The organism is Pseudomonas sp. 31 R 17, from assembly GCF_900004915.1.
Lineage (GTDB): Bacteria > Pseudomonadota > Gammaproteobacteria > Pseudomonadales > Pseudomonadaceae > Aquipseudomonas > Aquipseudomonas orientalis_A.
The window spans coordinates 614,820-633,220 of sequence record NZ_CVTN01000065.1 but is presented as its reverse complement, the minus strand read 5'-3'; the positions used below and the strand labels follow the sequence as shown (position 1 = coordinate 633,220).

At 60.2% G+C, this 18,401-nt stretch carries 20 protein-coding genes and 1 tRNA gene; 6 read left to right on the top strand and 15 right to left on the bottom strand.

Annotated features, from left to right (window positions below; genetic code table 11):
- Positions 1-4 precede the first annotated feature (4 nt).
- From BFP89_RS15090 to dapA, 6 genes are all read right to left on the bottom strand, one after another.
- Positions 5-556, bottom strand: coding sequence for a YfbU family protein (locus BFP89_RS15090; protein WP_065886243.1), 552 nt, complete (start codon positions 554-556; stop codon positions 5-7).
- Between the two features lie 248 nt (positions 557-804).
- Positions 805-894 (bottom strand) — tRNA-Ser (locus BFP89_RS15085).
- A gap of 83 nt (positions 895-977) precedes the next feature.
- A complete protein-coding gene (gene purC / locus BFP89_RS15080) occupies positions 978-1,691 on the bottom strand; it encodes a phosphoribosylaminoimidazolesuccinocarboxamide synthase (RefSeq protein WP_065886242.1) in 714 nt (237 codons plus the stop codon).
- Positions 1,692-1,718: 27 nt separating this feature from the next.
- A complete protein-coding gene (locus BFP89_RS15075; protein ID WP_065886241.1) occupies positions 1,719-2,477 on the bottom strand; it encodes an MBL fold metallo-hydrolase in 759 nt (252 codons plus the stop codon).
- A 4-nt stretch (positions 2,478-2,481) separates the two neighbouring features.
- Positions 2,482-3,597, bottom strand: a complete 1,116-nt coding sequence (gene bamC / locus BFP89_RS15070; protein WP_065886240.1) for an outer membrane protein assembly factor BamC — start codon at positions 3,595-3,597, stop codon at positions 2,482-2,484.
- A 17-nt stretch (positions 3,598-3,614) separates the two neighbouring features.
- Positions 3,615-4,493 carry a 4-hydroxy-tetrahydrodipicolinate synthase gene (dapA, locus tag BFP89_RS15065; RefSeq protein WP_065886239.1) on the bottom strand — a complete coding sequence of 293 codons (879 nt, stop codon included), beginning with the start codon at positions 4,491-4,493 and terminating at the stop codon, positions 3,615-3,617.
- A gap of 262 nt (positions 4,494-4,755) precedes the next feature.
- Here dapA and BFP89_RS15060 point away from each other — a divergent pair, with 262 nt between their 5' ends.
- Both BFP89_RS15060 and BFP89_RS15055 read left to right on the top strand, forming a co-directional pair.
- Positions 4,756-5,316: a glycine cleavage system protein R gene (locus tag BFP89_RS15060; RefSeq protein ID WP_003189463.1), complete on the top strand. Its 561-nt coding sequence runs from the start codon at positions 4,756-4,758 to the stop codon at positions 5,314-5,316.
- A gap of 10 nt (positions 5,317-5,326) precedes the next feature.
- Entirely contained in the window at positions 5,327-5,800 is a 474-nt protein-coding gene (locus tag BFP89_RS15055; RefSeq protein WP_065886238.1) for a peroxiredoxin, read from the top strand.
- 18 nt (positions 5,801-5,818) lie between these two features.
- On the opposite strand, the gene BFP89_RS15050 is transcribed toward BFP89_RS15055, so the two are convergent.
- Positions 5,819-6,058 (bottom strand): sulfurtransferase TusA family protein, encoded by a 240-nt coding sequence (locus BFP89_RS15050; RefSeq protein ID WP_065886237.1) that lies wholly within the window; start codon positions 6,056-6,058, stop codon positions 5,819-5,821.
- A 95-nt stretch (positions 6,059-6,153) separates the two neighbouring features.
- On the opposite strand from BFP89_RS15050, the gene BFP89_RS15045 reads away from it, so the two are divergent.
- The gene (locus tag BFP89_RS15045) at positions 6,154-7,587 is read left to right on the top strand and encodes a M48 family metalloprotease (protein WP_065886236.1); all 1,434 of its coding nucleotides are present in this window, start codon (positions 6,154-6,156) and stop codon (positions 7,585-7,587) included.
- 64 nt (positions 7,588-7,651) lie between these two features.
- Here the strand turns inward: BFP89_RS15045 and BFP89_RS15040 are convergent, their stop codons facing one another.
- The 4 genes from BFP89_RS15040 to rpoE form a co-directional block, all read right to left on the bottom strand.
- On the bottom strand, positions 7,652-9,091 hold the full coding sequence (locus BFP89_RS15040) for a DegQ family serine endoprotease (protein ID WP_065886235.1): 1,440 nt from the start codon (positions 9,089-9,091) through the stop codon (positions 7,652-7,654).
- 234 nt (positions 9,092-9,325) lie between these two features.
- Complete coding sequence (locus BFP89_RS15035; protein WP_065886234.1) at positions 9,326-10,285, bottom strand: MucB/RseB C-terminal domain-containing protein; 960 nt, start codon at positions 10,283-10,285, stop codon at positions 9,326-9,328.
- 16 nt (positions 10,286-10,301) lie between these two features.
- Positions 10,302-10,889 (bottom strand): sigma-E factor negative regulatory protein, encoded by a 588-nt coding sequence (locus BFP89_RS15030; RefSeq protein WP_057723059.1) that lies wholly within the window; start codon positions 10,887-10,889, stop codon positions 10,302-10,304.
- Positions 10,890-10,921: 32 nt separating this feature from the next.
- Complete coding sequence (rpoE, locus tag BFP89_RS15025) at positions 10,922-11,503, bottom strand: RNA polymerase sigma factor RpoE (RefSeq protein WP_003172477.1); 582 nt, start codon at positions 11,501-11,503, stop codon at positions 10,922-10,924.
- 461 nt (positions 11,504-11,964) lie between these two features.
- On the opposite strand from rpoE, the gene nadB reads away from it, so the two are divergent.
- Positions 11,965-13,581 carry an L-aspartate oxidase gene (gene nadB / locus BFP89_RS15020; RefSeq protein ID WP_065886233.1) on the top strand — a complete coding sequence of 539 codons (1,617 nt, stop codon included), beginning with the start codon at positions 11,965-11,967 and terminating at the stop codon, positions 13,579-13,581.
- Here nadB and BFP89_RS15015 read toward each other — a convergent pair.
- The gene (locus tag BFP89_RS15015) at positions 13,550-13,996 is read right to left on the bottom strand and encodes a protein YgfX (protein WP_065886232.1); all 447 of its coding nucleotides are present in this window, start codon (positions 13,994-13,996) and stop codon (positions 13,550-13,552) included. The two genes, nadB and BFP89_RS15015, sit on opposite strands and share 32 nt — an antisense overlap.
- On the bottom strand, positions 13,980-14,234 hold the full coding sequence (locus BFP89_RS15010; protein WP_065886231.1) for an FAD assembly factor SdhE: 255 nt from the start codon (positions 14,232-14,234) through the stop codon (positions 13,980-13,982). The genes BFP89_RS15015 and BFP89_RS15010 overlap by 17 nt, the downstream gene beginning before the upstream one ends.
- 140 nt (positions 14,235-14,374) lie before the next feature.
- Between BFP89_RS15010 and BFP89_RS15005 the strand changes: the two genes are divergently transcribed.
- Both BFP89_RS15005 and BFP89_RS15000 read left to right on the top strand, forming a co-directional pair.
- Positions 14,375-15,316 carry a CAF17-like 4Fe-4S cluster assembly/insertion protein YgfZ gene (locus BFP89_RS15005; RefSeq protein WP_065886230.1) on the top strand — a complete coding sequence of 314 codons (942 nt, stop codon included), beginning with the start codon at positions 14,375-14,377 and terminating at the stop codon, positions 15,314-15,316.
- 37 nt (positions 15,317-15,353) lie between these two features.
- Positions 15,354-16,175, top strand: a complete 822-nt coding sequence (locus BFP89_RS15000; RefSeq protein WP_065886229.1) for an HDOD domain-containing protein — start codon at positions 15,354-15,356, stop codon at positions 16,173-16,175.
- Here BFP89_RS15000 and BFP89_RS14995 read toward each other — a convergent pair.
- Positions 16,169-17,560, bottom strand: coding sequence for a sensor histidine kinase (locus BFP89_RS14995; RefSeq protein WP_065886228.1), 1,392 nt, complete (start codon positions 17,558-17,560; stop codon positions 16,169-16,171). The two genes, BFP89_RS15000 and BFP89_RS14995, sit on opposite strands and share 7 nt — an antisense overlap.
- Entirely contained in the window at positions 17,553-18,224 is a 672-nt protein-coding gene (locus tag BFP89_RS14990; protein WP_057723066.1) for a response regulator, read from the bottom strand. Before BFP89_RS14990 ends, BFP89_RS14995 begins: the two co-directional genes overlap by 8 nt.
- Positions 18,225-18,401 lie beyond the last annotated feature (177 nt).

Sequence of the window (18,401 nt, the reverse complement as noted above, 5' to 3'; positions counted from 1 at the left end):
AACCTTACCGATTATCAGGATGAACCGAGGCTCTTAACACCTCGGCGATCTCAGCGAAGTTCATTAAGCGGCCCACGAGGTTTATCCTAATAGGCTCAAACGCCTCAAACATTCGCGCGTACATTTCTACGACGGGAAAATGAGAGTTCACTGCTGCGACCGTTTTCATCGACTCAAACCGATCCAGATCCTCGACTAGATACCTGGCAGTGGAGAGATATTCAGTCTCGTTATTCCCGTCATAACCCGGAAATGAAATCTTGCCGCGCGCATGCGGAACAGCTTCCTCCAGATTCGCTTTCTCAGCCTCTCCCAACGCAGCGTAGCTATCGCGCAAGAATGCATACATGTCCAAGGTATCGACAACCGCAGTTACGTGCGGAGGGGTTTCCGCACCTTCATCCTTGATCCCGTACTTCCAATCTAGAACCCACATGTCATCCGAACTGATCACTTGGCTGACCAATTCAGGGTCAAAACTGTCTTTGATTTCGAGTTTTTTGTAGATATCGCACAACATCAATACTGTGAGTTTCTCAACGGCCGTAGGCTGCATTTCCTTGCTCCTAATGTGATTACCCGAAATTACACCCAATAATTATGCGGATACCGGGTTTGCACATACTGGCAAAGTGCTCGGCTAGGTGGAAGCCATATTTGTTTTTCAGAATGTGGCTTCCAACGTCTACGTAAATGAAACTCCAAACACTTATCTTTGCCCTAAATTTGCCCTAAACCAAACCCCAACAACGAAAAAGCCCCTGAAATGTTCAACCATTTCAGGGGCTTAGTCGTATCTAATAATGGCGGAGAGATAGGGATTCGAACCCTAGGTACCGGTGAAGGTACAACGGATTTCGAATCCGTCCCATTCGGCCACTCTGGCATCTCTCCAACGGCGCGCATCATAACAGTGTGTTTCACGGAAGCAAACCCCAAAGGCGATTTTTTTCCGTGCTATCAGATGCTTGCGTCGATTAAAGCGGTACGCCGAGGCGCTTGGCGACTTCTTCGTAGGCTTCGATGACGTCACCGAGGCCCTGGCGGAAGCGGTCTTTGTCCATCTTCTTCTTGGTGTCCTTGTCCCACAGGCGGCAGCCGTCCGGGCTGAACTCGTCGCCCAGGACGATGGAGCCATCGTGGAATACACCGAATTCGAGCTTGAAGTCCACCAGCAGGAGGCCGGCGTCGTCGAACAGCTTGCTCAGCACGTCGTTGACCTTGAGGGACAACTCTTTCATGCGTGCCAGTTGTTCAGCGGTGCCCCAACCAAACGCCACGACGTGGGATTCATTGATGAACGGGTCGCCCTTGGCATCGTCCTTCAGGAACAGCTCGAAGGTGTAAGGGTTGAGCTTGAGGCCCTCCTCCACGCCCAGGCGCTTGACCAGGCTGCCGGCGGCGTAGTTGCGCACAACGCATTCGACCGGAATCATGTCGAGCTTCTTGACCAGGCATTCGTTATCGCCCAGCAGTTTGTCGAATTGGGTCGGAACACCGGCTTCTTCGAGTTTCTGCATGATGAAGGCGTTGAACTTGTTGTTCACCATGCCCTTGCGATCAAGCTGTTCGATGCGCTTGCCGTCGAACGCCGAGGTGTCGTTGCGAAACAGCAGGATCAGGCGGTTGGCGTCGTCGGTCTTGTATACCGACTTGGCTTTGCCGCGGTAGAGTTCTTCACGTTTTTCCATGATGGGCTCCGCTTTGAGTGAGGTGGGCTAGGCGATGTGGCGCCAGTCGAGCCCTGAATCTTGATCGGCCAGTTGCAGCCAGTCCGGGTCGCACCCGAGGGTGTCGACAAAACATTGCCGGGCAAGCGTCGGCAGGTTGTTCTTGCTGCTCAGGTGGGCCAGGACCAGGTGTTGCAGGTCTTGCCAGCCCAACTCATACACCAGGTACGCCGCCTGATGGTTGTTCAAATGTCCCAGTTCGCCGCCCACCCGCTGCTTGAGAAAGTAGGGGTAATGACCGCGAGCCAGCAAATCTCGGCAGTGGTTGGACTCGATCATCAAGGCATCGAGGTCGCGGTAACCGTCCAGCACCTTGGCGCAGTAGGAGCCCAGGTCGGTCAGTACGCCGAAGCGTCGCTCACCATCACTGAATACATATTGCGTCGGCTCCTGGGCGTCGTGAGCGACGGCTACGACACTGATGCTCAGGGCACCGATCTGCAGTTGCTCACCACCGGCCAGGAAACCTGCGGGTTCAATGGGTTTGCGCATCCCGCGCAATGTGCCGCGACTCAAATACACCGGAAGATTGTAGCGTCGAGACAGCAAACCCACGCCATGCACGTGGTCGGCATGTTCGTGGGTCACCAGAATCGCGCTCAGCTGCGCGGGGTGAACCCCCAGGCGCAGCAGGCGCCGCTCGGTTTCTCTTAACGAGAAACCACAATCGACCAATATGTACGTGTCGTCATGGGCGACCAGCGTGCCGTTCCCTTGGCTACCGCTACCGAGAACAGCAAAACGCATCGGATCAGCCCAGGTTGTCCTGAATTACACCCAATACTTTGCGCGCTGTTTCAGCTGGCGCGACAGTGTTGATGTTTTTCTCGACGGTGACTTGCACGCTCTCGCCGACCTTGCTCAAACGAACCTGATAACGCTCGGCGCGGGTCTCGACTTCTTCCTTGGTCGGCTGGCTGCCGAACAACTTGCCGAAGAAACCTGGCTCGTCGTCTTTTTTCTCGGCTTTTTCAGCCACGTTGATGTAGTAAAGACCCAGGCTGCGGTTGATGTCCTCAACACGCCAAGGGCCTTGCTCCAGTGCGCGACCTACGCTGGCCCAGGCACGGTCCAGGTCTTCACCCAGGTTCAGCACCACGTTGCCGCTGCCATCTTCGGTGAGGCTGACGCGGCTGGGCGTGTCGTAATCACGTGCGGCGAGCAGGGAAACCGAGCCGCCCTTTTCGGAGATGCGGCTCATGCTGGCCAGCATCTCGTCGACCAGCGCGGCGTCGACGCCGGTATTGACCGAGCGCGGCGTGAAATCGACGCTGGCCGTGCTGCCGGCAGGGCGCTCGGCGCTGACCACATAGACTTCACTGGTATTGCGCTGTACGCCTGGCTCGATGCGCACACGCACACGGGCCTCGCTGTCGGCGGCTACACCGCCAGCCAACAGGCGCTGGGCCATGTTGGCGGACAACTCACGGCCTTGCTGCCACGCCGTGGTGAACTCACCCGTCTGCGGGCGCTGCTCGTCGATGCGAAAGCCATTGTCCTGGAAGAACTGCACCGCCACCGGCCAGACTTCGGCGGGTGGGCGCTGAGCCACGATCCAGCGGTTGTCGCCACTCTTTTGCAGGCTGTAGTCGCTCGCATCGGCCACTGCCGTGATCGGCTGCGGACGTGGCACCACATATTCGCCCTTGACGGTGTCGTCGGCGACATTGCGCGGAATCGGCAGCAGCGGGTCGAGACGCTTGGCGACGTTCACGTCAGGCGGCAGTTGCATCGGTTTGGTTGCTTGCGCTTCCAGGTAATCGCTGCCACGGTCACGGAAGTAGCCTTCCGGGCCCCATACCCAACCGCAGCCACTGGTGCTGGAGATAATCAAGGCAAGTGCGGAAAGTCCGGCCAATCGCTTCATGCGTAGTGCTTCCTCAATTAAACCAGGACGCCGGACTGGCGCAGGGCCTGTCGCAGCGGTTCGTGAAAGGCTTCGCTGAGACGGGTGAGCGGCAGACGGATACCGTCCGGCATCATGCCCATTTCAGTCAGCGCCCATTTCACGGGAATAGGGTTGGATTCGGTAAACAGTGTCTTGTTGAGCGGCATCAGCTTTTCGTGAATCGCGCGGGCGGTCACGGCATCACCGGCAATGGCGGCGGCGCACAGGTCGCTCATGGCACGCGGGGCGACGTTGGCGGTCACGCTGATGTTGCCTTTGCCGCCCAGCAGCATCAGTTCCACAGCGGTAGCGTCGTCACCGGAGTACAACAGGAAGTCGCTGCTGACGCCGGCCAGGATGTCCTTGGCGCGTTGCAGGTCGCCCGTGGCTTCCTTGATGCCGATGATGTTCGGCACGGTGGACAGGCGGATCACGGTCTCGGCCTTCATATCGCACGCGGTACGAGCCGGTACGTTATAGAGAATCTGCGGGATCTGGACGGCTTCGGCGATGGCTTTGAAGTGCTGGTACAAGCCTTCCTGGGTCGGCTTGTTGTAGTACGGCGTCACCAGCAGGCAGGCGTCTGCGCCGGCCTTCTTGGCATTGCGGGTCAATTCGATCGCTTCACGCGTCGAGTTGGCACCGGTACCTGCGATCACGGCGATACGGCCCGCAACGCGCTTGACCACGAACTCGATCACCTGAATGTGTTCTTCCACGTCGAGGGTGGCCGACTCACCGGTGGTGCCGACCGCCACGATGGCGTTGGTGCCTTCTTGCAGGTGGAAGTCCACCAGTTTGCCCAGGCTGTCCCAGTCGAGATGACCTTGTGCATCCATGGGTGTGACCAGTGCCACCATACTGCCCGCAATCATGCAACCGCTCCTGCCGGAAAAAGAGAGCCGTAATGGTACTGGCGCCAAGATGCTTGTACAAGCGAAGTACCGTGCGAGGATGCGTTATGGCGCAACTAAACGACGGGCAATGCCACCATTGGGCCAAAGCAGCGTCTGAATCAGGTCGTTCACGCAATGAAAACGCCACCTCCTAGCCCTTGGCGACGCTTTTCGCTACCCTTGATCCTTTGATCGGTACCGCCCTGGCGGTATCGACCGCTCATCGCTTTAGGAAGGCTGCATGTCCACCCCCACAGTTCGCGAACAATTCCTTGTTATCAGTGCCCTCGGCGCCAACCCCATGGAGCTGACCAACGTCCTGTGCCGCGCCAGCCATGAGAACCGCTGCGCCGTGGTGACCTCGCGCCTGACCCGCCATGGCGAGTGCAGCGCTCTGGTGCTGCAGATTTCCGGTAGCTGGGACGCCCTGGCGCGCCTTGAGACCGGCCTGCCGGGCCTGGCCAAGAAGCACGACTTCACCGTCAATGTAGTGCGCAGCGCTGCCCTGGAAAATCGCCCGCAGGCCCTGCCTTATGTGGCGTATGTCAGCTCGGCCTATCGCTCGGACATCGTCAACGAGCTGTGCCAGTTCTTCATCGACCACAACGTCGAACTGGAGAACCTGACCTGCGACACCTATCAGGCGCCGCAAACCGGCGGCACCATGCTCAATGCCACCTTCACTGTGACCTTGCCGGCCGGCGTGCAGATCAGTTGGTTGCGCGACCAGTTCCTGGACTTCGCCGATGCCCTGAACCTTGACGCGCTGATCGAACCATGGCGCCCACAGAACCCAATGTAAGGAAGGACTCATGCCGGTAGCCATCGACACACCAGTAGCCGATTTCCAAGCCCAGTCCACCAGCGGCCAGACCTTCAGCCTCGCAACCCTCAAGGGCAAGCAAGTGGTGATCTACTTCTACCCCAAGGACAGCACGCCGGGCTGCACCACCGAAGGCCAGGGCTTTCGTGACCAGTACGCAGCGTTCAAGGCCGCCAACACCGAGGTGTTCGGCGTGTCGCGTGACAGCGTGAAATCTCACGAGAACTTCAAGGCCAAGCAGGCGTTTCCCTTCGAGTTGATCAGCGACAAGGACGAGGCGGTGTGCCAGCTGTTTGATGTAATCAAGCTCAAGAAGCTCTACGGCAAGGAATACCTGGGCGTGGATCGCAGCACCTTTCTGATCGACAGCGAAGGTGTACTGCGTCAGGAATGGCGCGGCGTGAAAGTGCCGGGGCACGTGGACGCGGTGTTGGCGGCGGCGCAGGCGCTGAACAAGGCCTGATTGGCGCTTATAAGGCGATCAGGCCTTGCGCAACCAGTAACGGTACACACCAGCAGCCTCTTCTTCCTGGACCAGCGTATGCCCCGCCAGCCTGGCAAAGGTGCGAAAGTCCCGCTGGGAACCGGCGTCCGTGGCGGTGACCTTGAGTACGGCACCGCTGGCCAGTCGATTGAGTTCCAGCTTGGCCTTGAGCAAGGGCAACGGGCAATTGAGGCCGCTGGCATCGAGTTCGGCGTCAAAGGCGACAGCGTCGATCATGGTGTTACTCCAGGCAAACATTTGAGCGGCTTAGAATATCTGGTCCGAAGCTCAGTGTCCGGCTACAGTAAGCTCTTTGTCGAAAGGCTTTGTGCATGAATTTTTTGCGCCCTACCCTGCTGACGCTGGCCTGCCTGCTGGCCTCCCCGGCCTTCGCTGATGAGCTGCCGTCACTCGGCGACGCCAGTTCTGCCATTGTCTCGCCGCAACAGGAATATCAACTGGGCCGCGCATGGCTGGCCTATCTGCGCGGCCAGGTCTCGCAGCTCAATGATCCACAGCTCAAGGATTACGTCGAAACCAGCGTGTACAAGCTGGTGGAAACCAGCCAGGTCAACGACCGGCGCCTGGAATTCATCCTGATCAACAGCCCGCAGCTCAACGCCTTCGCCGCACCCGGCGGGATCGTCGGGGTCAATGGCGGCCTGTTCCTCAATGCCCAGACCGAAGGTGAATACGCATCGGTGCTGGCCCACGAATTGGCGCACTTGTCCCAGCGCCACTTTGCCCGAGGCGTGGAAGCGCAGTCGCGCATGCAGATCCCGATGATGGCTGCCCTGCTCGGCGGCATCATTGCCGCCGCGGCCGGCGCCGGCGATGCGGGCATTGCCGCGATTGCCGGCTCCCAGGCCGCCGCGATCCAGGAACAGCGTCGATTCTCTCGCCAGAATGAGCAGGAAGCCGACCGTATCGGCATCCTCAATTTGGAGAAAGCCGGCTATGACCCGCGCTCCATGCCCACCATGTTCGAGCGCCTGATGCGCCAGTACCGTTTCGATGCCAAGCCACCGGAATTCCTGCTGACGCACCCGGTCACCGAATCGCGGATCGCCGACACCCGCAACCGCGCGGAACAAGCCAAGCCTGGCGGCAAGGAAGACAGCCTGCGCTATCAGTTGATTCGCGCGCGGGTGCAACTGAAGTATGAAGATACGCCGGGCCTGGCCGCCAAGCGTTTCCAGGCACAGCTGGATGAGAACCCGAAAAACGATGTGGCGCGTTATGGCCTGGCCATCGCCCAGATCAAGGGCACCCAGCTCAAGGAAGCACGGGAAAGCCTGGCGCCGCTGCTGGCCAAGGCGCCCAACGACATTACCTACAACCTGGCGCAGATCGAGCTGGACATCACCAGCAATCGCATGCCGGACGCCCAACAACGCACCGACCGCATGCTGACCCAGTATCCCAGCAACTATCCACTGAACCAGGTACGCGTCGATCTGCTGCTCAAACAAAACCGTACCGCCGATGCGGAAAAAGCTCTGGACGGCTTGCTCAAGTCCCGCCCGGATGATCCGGACGTGTGGTATCAGGTCGCCGAAACGCGCGGTTTGTCGGGCAATATCATTGGCCTGCATCAGGCGCGCGCCGAATACTTCGCCCTGGTGGGCGATTTCCAGCAAGCCATCCAGCAGCTGGACTTTGCCAAGCGTCGCGCCGGCAACAACTTCCCGCTGTCCTCGCGAATCGATGCGCGCCAGCGTGAGTTGATCGAACAGGAACGCCTGGTGAAAGGGATGATGAGCTGAACCCATCGCCCACAAAAAAGCCCCGCCATCCTTCAATGGCGGGGCTTTTTATTGGGCTGGAAGGTTACTCGGCCAGCTTGAAGGTGATGAAGCTGGCACGCCCCTGACGCAACACACGCATCGACACCGAACGATTCTTCGGCAACGCCTTGGCGATGTCGGTGAATTCCTTGGTGTTATCGATTGCCTGGTTGTTCAGGTGGGTGATCACATCGCCCGGCTGCAGCCCGATCAAGGCGGCTGGGCCATCCTGGACCTCCTTGATTACCACACCGCTCTTGAGATCGAAGGCCTTCTTCTGCTCAGGCGTCAGCTCAACCACGGCAATGCCCAGGCGATTGCTGCTGCGCTCGGCACCCGGCTTGGCGTTACCCAGGGCATCCAGGGTCGCACCCTCTTCCGGGATTGCGCCAACAGTGAGCTCGACATTCTGGCGCTTGCCGTCCCGAATCACTTCCAACTTGGCTTTGCTGCCCGCTTTCAGCGCGCCCACCAGATGCGGCAAGTCGGCCGACATGATGATCGGCTGGCCGTTCATGCTCAGGATAACGTCGCCGACCTGCAGGCCACCTTTGGCAGCCGGGCCGTCGTCCTGGATCTGCGCGACCAGCGCACCCGCAGGCTTGTCGAGACCGAACGACTCTGCGAGATCCTTGTTCACTTCCTGGATCACCACACCCAGCCACCCACGGCTGACTTTGCCACCGGCCTTCAGCTGATTGGAGACGTCCATGGCCACATCGATCGGAATCGCAAAAGACACCCCCATGAACCCACCGGAGCGGGTGTAGATCTGCGAGTTGATCCCTACCACTTCGCCAGCCAGATTGAACAGCGGACCACCGGAGTTGCCCGGGTTGATCGGCACGTCGGTCTGGATGAACGGTACGTAGTTTTCGTTTGGCAGGCTGCGACCGATGGCGCTGACGATGCCCTGGGTGACAGTGTGGTCAAACCCGAACGGCGAACCGATTGCCACGACCCACTGGCCCGCTTTCAGGTCCTGGGACTTGCCCAGTTTAAGCACCGGCAAGTCCTTGCCTTCGATTTTCAGCAAGGCAACGTCCGAACGTGGGTCGGTGCCGACCAGCTTGGCTTTCAATTCACTGCGATCGGCCAGGCGCACGAGGATCTCGTCGGCATCGGCAATTACGTGGTTGTTGGTCAGGATGTAGCCGTCAGGCGAAATGATGAACCCCGAACCCAGGGACTGCGCTTCACGCTGGCCACCGCCACCACCGCGCGGGGCGCGGGGTTGCGGCATGCCTCGCTCGAAGAATTCGCGCAGCATCGGCGGCAGGCCTTCCAGGTCCGGCATCTGCTGGTTCGACACCTTGCGATCCGGCAATTTCTGCGTAGTACTGATGTTCACCACCGCAGGCGAGGCCTGCTCCACCAGCTGGGTGAAGTCAGGCAGTTCGACCGCTTGCGCGGGCACGGCCTGACCCAGCACCAGCAGCGTGGCGACTATGGATAGGTAAGACTTCAAACGTGGTATCGACATACAGCTCCCGTTACGACGAGCAGGGTTGAGCGACAGGGTTCAAAAAACGCCGAAAACCGCGACCGACATTTTTTGTTCCGCGAACAAACAAGGCCAGGGCCGAGGAGCCCTGACCTATAAAAAACATAAGGATTTTTTGCAAGTGAAAATGCTGATCCAGACATTTCATGCTCTCGGCAGGCACCCTGGCATGGGGGCAGAGTGAAAGATCAGGATGAACACTGGATTAACGACTCACGGTTTGGCTGCGGTCTTTTCACCGCGAACCGACAATGCGACGCGCTCGGCGGTGCCGATCGGGATTTCCCCCACCACCGTCACCATTATCTCGCCGTCCACCGTATTCAAATGCCGGGACACCGCAACCGTAGGCCCAAGCTGAGTACGCGTCTGCGACACGCTCGCACCGTTGGTGGTTTCGAGAAACACCGAAAAACGTGCAAGCCCATCGTCATACATCAGGCTGTCGATGGTGGATTTTGTCTGAGGGTCTTTGCGCGATGCATTCCGCGTCAGCTCAAAGCCAGCTGGCAGCCAATCCAGGTGCCACGCATTCGAGGCAGGCGCTTGCATGGCGTTGCCATGGTCGATCGCGACCGGGGTGCAATCGCTGCTGGGCTGCAAATCATGCTCAGTGGGTGGTGCGGAGGTATTCAATCGCACAAACTGAAAGCGCTCCAGCAGTTGCCCTTGCTCACTGAGCAACAGCGACTTGAGGGGCAATGCAGTTTCACGGTCCAGGTGCAGCTCGAAGCCATAGCGGTCATGGTCACGCGGAGTAATCGACACGATAACCGCATTACGACCGGCCACGCGAGATTTGCCGATGACGGCCAGATCATAGAATTGACTGAGTTTTTGTGGGTCCAGCGAATGTGCCGCGGCGTCACGGGAACTGCCCAGGCCGGCCACAAGTGTGCCGCTGACGCACTGTGCATGCCCTTCTACCCGTACCACTTCCTGGGCAGAACCATCGAGCTGCAACAGACGCTCCCAGACCTGACCGTTCTGGACGAGATGCCAGATGTCGTGGGTAGAAAAACTGCCGTTACGCTCATAGATGAACGTACCTTGAAAGCTTTGCTGCCGCTCTGCACGCCCAAGTCGAGTCAGCCAGTCTTGGGCTTCATCGGCGTGGGCGGGTAGTGCAAACCAACTACTGAGCAAAAGCGTAAGGAGCGGTATGGCGCGCATAGGGCTCCTTAACGGTTCAGCGGTTTTCCAGGCTTGCTGCGCGAGCGTATGGCAGGGCACTTTCAGCGTTCTTGCCAGCTGCTTCCTGTGCATGTTGGCGCAGGTAGCCTGGTAGGCGCTGATCCTGCCAGCCGGATTGCCCTTGAAGCACACCGTTAGCCATAGGACCGGCGGTGTCAGAGCTTTCCTTGTAGCCAGCCAGTACAGCCGGGCCTTTGACTTGCGGACCGGCCATGACCGGTTGCTGAGTCTGCTGGGCCAGTTCGGCACCTGCGATTTCGTCCTGGTTGTACAGACGAACACCGGCCAGTACGGCGACGGTCACCGAAGCAGCGACTGCCAGACGACCCAGGCTACGCCATGGACCACGAGCAGCTTTTGCCGGAACGGCTTCATCGGCCAACGCGGCAGAAACGGCCGCAGCAATATCCAGACGAGGGATTAGAAGATCCTTGTGCATCACCGCCCGAGCGACTTGGTAACGAGACCAGGTATCACGGGTTTGGGCATCATCAAATGCGTTGAGCACTCGACGAAGTTCCAGTTCATCCGCTTCGTTATCCATCACTGCGGACAGCGATTCCTGCAGGGCATCACGACTCATGGCGGTTCCTCTCTTGGCTGTCGCCGCTGTCTTTAGTTTTCCTGCAACAACGGTTGCAAGGCTTTGTCGATGGCTTCCCGGGCCCGGAAAATCCGTGACCTTACAGTCCCCACCGGACATTGCATGACGCTCGCAATGTCTTCGTAACTCAGACCATCGAATTCACGTAAAGTTAACGCCGTACGCAAATCTTCTGGCAGTTGCTGAATCGTTCGATGAACGGTTCCCTCGATCTCGTCGCGCAGCAAAGCACGCTCCGGCGACTCGAGATCTTTGAGGCCGTGATCACCATCATAGAATTCAGCATCTTCTGAACTGACATCACTGTCTGGTGGGCGGCGACCGCGAGACACCAGATAGTTCTTCGCCGTGTTGATGGCGATGCGGTACAGCCACGTATAAAACGCGCTATCACCGCGAAAATTGCCCAGTGCACGGTATGCCTTGATAAAGGCTTCCTGTGCAACGTCCTGCGCTTCATGGGTGTCGTGCACAAACCGCACGATCAACCCGAGAATTTTGTGCTGATATTTCAGCACCAGCAGATCAAATGCGCGCTTGTCGCCGCGTTGTACGCGCTCGACCAGCTGCTGATCCTCTTCCTGGGTTAGCATGAACACTCCTCGTTGTACTCGAAGGAGGCTTGCATAACTAAACGATCAGGCTTGCAAACATAGACTCGGGCTTTTCGCAAAAGTTCTCCCCCTTCAAGCAAGTTTCCGGCACGCACTGATTTGGCACACACGAAAAACGCAGCTCAGGCAACGCCGGCTGCGCGAATAATCTTGTCGTCGGTCTTCTGACGCGTCCAATGCTCCCGACGGGCCAATAAACACAACGTCTTCCCAGCTTTCGGGCAACCTGCTATTGAGTCGGGGCCCATGCAAAAAGTTCCCGCTCGCTGACTGGCTGTGAAACCGAAGCTGTGCACCGTAATCTCACAATGCCACGAATGCCTGGCTATTGTGCCGCTCCACCCCTCTATATACTAGTGGCCTGTGTGCCCCTTTGATTCGCCGATCCAGGCGTCCTGCTTGCGCCTCCTCTCCGGATCGCTTTTTGCGGAATCCATTCAATGAGCCAACAGTTTCAACACGATGTCCTGGTGATCGGCAGCGGTGCCGCCGGCTTGAGCCTGGCGCTGACCCTCCCCGGCCATCTGCGCATTGCCGTACTGAGCAAGGGCGACCTGGCCAACGGTTCGACATTCTGGGCGCAAGGCGGCGTCGCGGCCGTGCTGGACGACACCGACACCGTCCAATCCCATGTCGAAGACACCCTCAATGCCGGCGGCGGCCTGTGCAATGAAGACGCGGTGCGCTTCACGGTCGAGCATAGCCGGGAAGCCATTCAATGGTTGATCGACCAGGGGGTGCCCTTCACGCGCGATGAGCATGCAGGCAACGACGACGGTGGATTCGAGTTCCACCTGACCCGTGAAGGCGGCCACAGCCACCGCCGCATCATCCACGCCGCCGATGCCACCGGCGCCGCCATCTTCAGGACGCTGCTCGACCAGGCCCGCCAACGGCCCAATATCGAATTGCTGGAGCAGCGCGTCGCCGTCGACCTGATTACCGAAAAACGCCTGGGCCTTGCCGGCGAGCGCTGCCTCGGGGCCTATGTACTGAACCGCGCCAGCGGTGAAGTCGACACCTATGGCGCACGCTTCACCATCCTTGCCTCGGGCGGCGCAGCCAAGGTCTACCTCTATACCAGCAACCCTGACGGCGCCTGCGGCGACGGCATCGCCATGGCCTGGCGCTCGGGCTGCCGAGTGGCGAACCTGGAATTCAACCAGTTCCACCCCACGTGCCTGTATCACCCCCAGGCCAAGAGTTTCCTGATCACCGAGGCTTTGCGCGGCGAAGGTGCGCACTTGAAGCTGCCCAATGGCGAACGCTTCATGCAGCGCTTCGACCCACGCGCCGAACTGGCGCCGCGCGACATCGTCGCCCGCGCCATTGACCATGAAATGAAGCGCCTGGGTATCGACTGCGTCTACCTGGACATCAGCCACAAACCGGAGGCCTTCATCAAGACGCACTTTCCCACCGTCTATGAACGTTGCCTGACCTTCAACATCGACATCACCAAAGGCCCGATCCCGGTGGTGCCTGCCGCGCATTACACCTGCGGCGGCGTGATGGTCGATCAGCATGGCCGCACCGACGTGCCCGGCCTGTACGCCATCGGCGAAACCAGCTTCACCGGCCTGCACGGCGCCAACCGCATGGCCAGCAACTCGCTGCTCGAATGCTTCGTGTACGCGCGCTCGGCAGCGGCGGACATCCTTGAACAACTGCCGCGCATCCCGGTACCGGCCGCCCTGCCCAGCTGGGATGCCAGCCAGGTGACGGATTCGGACGAAGACGTGATCATCGCGCACAACTGGGACGAGCTGCGGCGCTTCATGTGGGACTACGTGGGGATCGTGCGCACCAACAAGCGCCTGCAACGGGCACAGCACCGGGTGCGTTTGCTGCTGGACGAGATCGACGAGTTCTACAGCAACTATAAAGTCAGCCGCGACCTGATCGAACTGCGCAACCTGGCTCAAGTCGCCGAGCTGATGATTCGCTCGGCCATGGAGCGCAAGGAAAGCCGGGGCCTGCATTACACCCTGGACTACCCGCAGATGCTGCCCGAGGCCCGCGACACTATTCTGGTGCCAGCCACCTACGGCGACTGAACTTCAAGCGTACGCGCAGGCGCCGATGCATATCGGCGCTCTGCGAGTCGCGAGGCACACAAAGGGAGCGCACCCACCGCTCACCCTGCACGCGATAACGCAGCACCACCACCAGCGGCAGCGCCAGGCTGTCGGGCCGCAGTTGCACGCTGTGCCAGCCGCGCTCGGCGCTGAACAATTGCCAGCCATCGTCATCGCGGCGCAGGCCGCGAATCGACGAGCGATGAGTCAGCAGGATATGTCGCGGCAACACCCACGCGGCGTGGGCCAGGCACACCAGCAGGCCAAGGGAGGCAAAAGGCAGGTCGACCACCAGGCAGGCACCCAGCGCGAACAGCTGGGCGAACAGATACGCCGCCAGCAACAGCCGTGAGGCCTGCCAGCGGCATTCAAAACGGTTACTTGGGCTGGACACGGTCCAGGATCATCCGAACCATGCGCTGCAGCTCCGGATCTTCCGATTCGGCGCGCTCCATGAACCAGCCGAACATGTCCTGGTCTTCGCATGTCAGCAGTCGCACGTAAAGTTCGCGATCCACCTGGTTGAGCGTTGCGTAGACTTCTTTGGTGAAAGGCACCAGCAACACGTCCAATTCCAGCATGCCACGACGGCTGTGCCAGTAGAGGCGATTGATTTCTACATCTTCGACCATGGAACGCTCCTCAAATAGAGCGCAAGTATACAGGCCCGACGGCACCGGACCAGTCGGCTTTGGTCGCGCCCCATGGAAACTATGCATTTGCCGGGCGCCCCTCTATGATGCACCCATGACTTTTTAACCTGCGATGACCCATGGCCGACTCTGCTTTCTTCTGCTCCCTGACCCACGAAGGCGTTCTTGCCGTCCGCGGTGCTGACGCTGCCAAGTTCCTGCAGGGCCAGTTGACCTGCAACCTCAATTACCTGAGTGACACCCAGGCCAGCCTGGGTGCGCGCTGCACGCAAAAAGGCCGGATGCAATCCAGTTTTCGCATCCTGTTACAAGGTGACGGCGTGCTCCTGGCCATGGCCGGCGAACTGCTCGAACCGCAACTGGCGGACCTGAAGAAATACGCAGTATTCTCCAAATCCAAACTCACCGATGAAAGCGCCGCGTGGATGCGTTTTGGCCTGGCGCATGCCGATCAGGCCTTATCCGCCCTGGGCCTGACGTTACCGGTGGAGACCGACAGCGTGGTGCGCACCGAGACGCTGATCGCCATCCGTGTATCGCCGGGCCGCGCTGAACTCTGGGCACCCGCCGAACACGCCGAGAGCCTGCACAGCCAATTGGCGGCCACCCTGCCGCAAGCCGAGCTGAACGAATGGTTGCTGGGCCAGATTCGCGCCGGCATCGGCCAGGTGATGCCGCAGACCCGCGAACTGTTCATCCCGCAGATGCTCAATCTGCAAGCCGTGGGCGGGGTCAGCTTCAAGAAAGGCTGCTATACCGGCCAGGAAATCGTCGCGCGCATGCAGTACCTCGGCAAACTCAAACGCCGCCTGTACCGCCTGAGCCTGGTTGCGGCCCAATTGCCCGAGCCGGGCACCGCACTGTTTGCTCCCAGCCATAACAGTTCGATCGGCGAAGTGGTCATCGCGGCAAAAGCTGACCAGTCAATTGAACTTCTCGCCGTGCTGCAAGCCGAAGCTGCCGACAATGGCGACATCCGTTTAGGCAGCCTGGAAGGCCCTGGCCTGCAGTTGCTCGACCTGCCCTACGCGCTGGATCGCGATCGCGAGATCCAGCGTTGATCGCTGCACTTTTTTTGCGACACCCTAGAGAGCATGAATGAACCAGCTGGCGGAAAAAGTCCAACAGGCTTTGGTGAAGGCCATCGACAACGATGACCTGGTTCTGCCGACATTACCGGAGGTGGCCATGAAGATTCGTCAGGCCGCCGAAGACCCGGAGATCAGCATCAGCCACTTGAGCAAGGTAATCGGTCGTGATACGGCCCTGTCGGCGCGCCTGATCAAAGTGGTCAACAGCCCGTTGCTGAGGGCGACTCAGGAAGTCACCGACCTGCACACCGCCATCACGCGGCTCGGCACCAATTACAGCAGCAACCTGGCCATCGGCCTGGTCATGGAACAGATCTTCCACGCCCGCTCCGAGGTGGTGGAACAGAAAATGCGCGATGTGTGGCGCCGCAGCCTTGAAGTAGCCGGCGTCAGCTATGCCTTGTGTCGCCGGCACAGCCAGCTCAAGCCGGACCAGGCAGCCCTGGGTGGCCTGGTGCACCAGATTGGCGTGCTGCCGATCCTCACCTACGCCGAAGACCATTACGAGTTGCTGTCCGATCCGGTCAGCCTTAACCACGTGATCGACAGCATCCATCCGATACTGGGCGACAAGTTGCTCAGTGGCTGGGACTTCCCGGAAATGCTGGCAAAACTGCCGGGCCAGTACCTGAACCTGGAACGCGAAGGCGGCCCGCTCGATTACATCGACCTGGTGCAGGTCGCCGTGCTGTTCTGTCACCACAACACGGAACATCCATTGGCGAAAGTCGACATGGCGAGCGTGCCGGCGATGAAAAAACTGCGGCTCGACCCCTCCAGCGAGAAACTGCACCTTGAGCTGCATGAAGCACGCTCGATGTTCTATTGATCGCCGGCAATAAAGCTCACTCGCACTTTCAAGCCCGCCGACGCGCCATCATGCAGGCTGATCTGCGCCAGATGCGCACGGCAGATCTCGCCGACAATCGCCAGCCCCAGGCCGGACCCCATACCCTGCTGACTGCGTCGATAAAATCGTTCGAACACCCGGTCCCGCTCCTCCAGCGGGATACCCGGGCCATCGTCCTCGACTTCCAGCACCGCCGGCGCCGTCACCCGTAAAATCACGTTGCCACCCGGTGGGGTGTGGGCCAATGCGTTGTCCACCAGGTTGCTCAGCAACTCGTTGAGCAGCGTCGGTTCGCCACGCAGCCACACCGGTTCGTCCGCCTCCAGCGCCAGGGCAACGCCGCGCGCATGGGCCAGCGGCGCCATGGCCATGCCCAGCTCACGGGCCAGTTGACTGAGGTCGAGCAACTGCGCGCCGCCTTCGGCAATGGCCCGGGCACCGTTTTCAATGCGGGCCAGGGACAACAACTGATTAGCCAGGTGAGTGAGACGGTCGGTGCCCTGGGCGGCGGTTTCCAGGGTGCTGCGCCACGTGGCCGGCTCTTCGGCGCGCAGGCCGAGTTCCAGGCGGGCCTTGAGCGCGGCCAGCGGCGTGCGCAACTCGTGGGCGGCGTCGGCAATAAACTGCGCCTGGCGTTCGAACTGGCCGCGCAGGCGTTCGGTGAAATGATTGAGGGAGCGCACCAGCGGGCCGAACTCATCCTGCACCTCCACCAGCGGCAAGGGCCGCAGGTCGTCGGGCTGGCGCTCTTCCACCGCCGTGCGCAGGCGTTCCAACGGGCGCAAGGCCGCGCTGACGGCAAACCACACCAGCAGCAACGCACCAATGGCAAGCATGCCCAGGCGCAACAAGGTGTCGGCCATCAGGCTGCGCGCCATGGCGACACGGGCTTCGTCGGTTTCCGCCACACGCACCTCCGCCATGCCATTCATGTTCGGCTCGGAGACAGCCTTGAGCAGGCTCACCACGCGCACCGGCTGGCCCTGATACACAGCGTCGTAGAACCGCGCCAGGGCCGGGTAATCGTCAGTGCGCGGGGTGCCGGGTGGCGGCCCGGGCAGGTTTTCATAACCGGAAATCAGCTGCTTGTGGATGTCGTTGACCTGGTAATAAATACGCCCGGCACTGTCGTAGGCGAAGGTATCCAGGGCCACGTAAGGCACATTGGCGCTGAGCGTGCCGTCCACCTGGGTCAAGCCGGCGGCAATGGTGCGCGCCGAGGCCAGCAACGTGCGGTCGTAGGCGGTGTCGGCGGCTTCGCGACCGTTCCAGTAGGCGCTCATGCCGCTGGCGAGCATCAGCAGCACCAGCAACAGCGCAAGGTTCCACAGCAGGCGCCAGCGCAGGCTGCGGGGCTTATGCATCGCGGGCTTCCAGCAGGTAGCCGAGGCCACGGAAGGTGACAATGGCGATGGGCTGGCCATCGAGCTTCTTGCGCAGGCGGTGCACGTAGATCTCGATGGCGTCGGGGCTGGCTTCTTCGTCGAGACCGAACACCTGGGAGGCCAGTTGCTCCTTGCTCATCACCCGACCAGGCCGGGCAATGAGTGCTTCAAGCACGGCTTGCTCACGAGAGGTCAGGGTCATCAATTCACCACCGACCGTGAAGCGCCGCGTATCGAGGTCGTACACCAGCACGCCGCACGCCTGCTGGCGCTCGCCGCCCAACACGCTGCGCCGCAGCAGCGCCTTGACCCGCGCTTCGAGTTCCGTCAGTTCAAACGGTTTGGCCAGATAATCGTCAGCGCCCAGGTTCAAGCCATGCACGCGGTCCTTTACATCGCTGCGGGCCGTCAGCATCAACACCGGTACATTTTTTCCACGGGCGCGCAAGCGTGCCAGCACTTCGAAACCGTCCATGCGCGGCAGCCCCACATCGAGGATCACCGCGGCGTATTCCTCACTGCTCAGGGCCAGGTCCGCGGCCACGCCATCGTGCAGTACGTCGACGGTCAACCCCGTGCTCTTGAGCGCCTGGGCGACACTTTCGGCAAGTTGCAAATGGTCTTCAACCAGGAGGACGCGCATGGATTTCTACCTTATTCGGGGTGGTCGGCGCCACGCTTTGCGAGGCAGTTTACAGGCGCCGACTGCCCTGTGAAGCCCGAAAACCGTGAAAGGCAGTTGAAAGGATACTGAAAGCTTCGCCGGTTAGCATCGGGCGACGGCAGGTTACGACTGCCAAGCTATTGAGCGATAGCACCC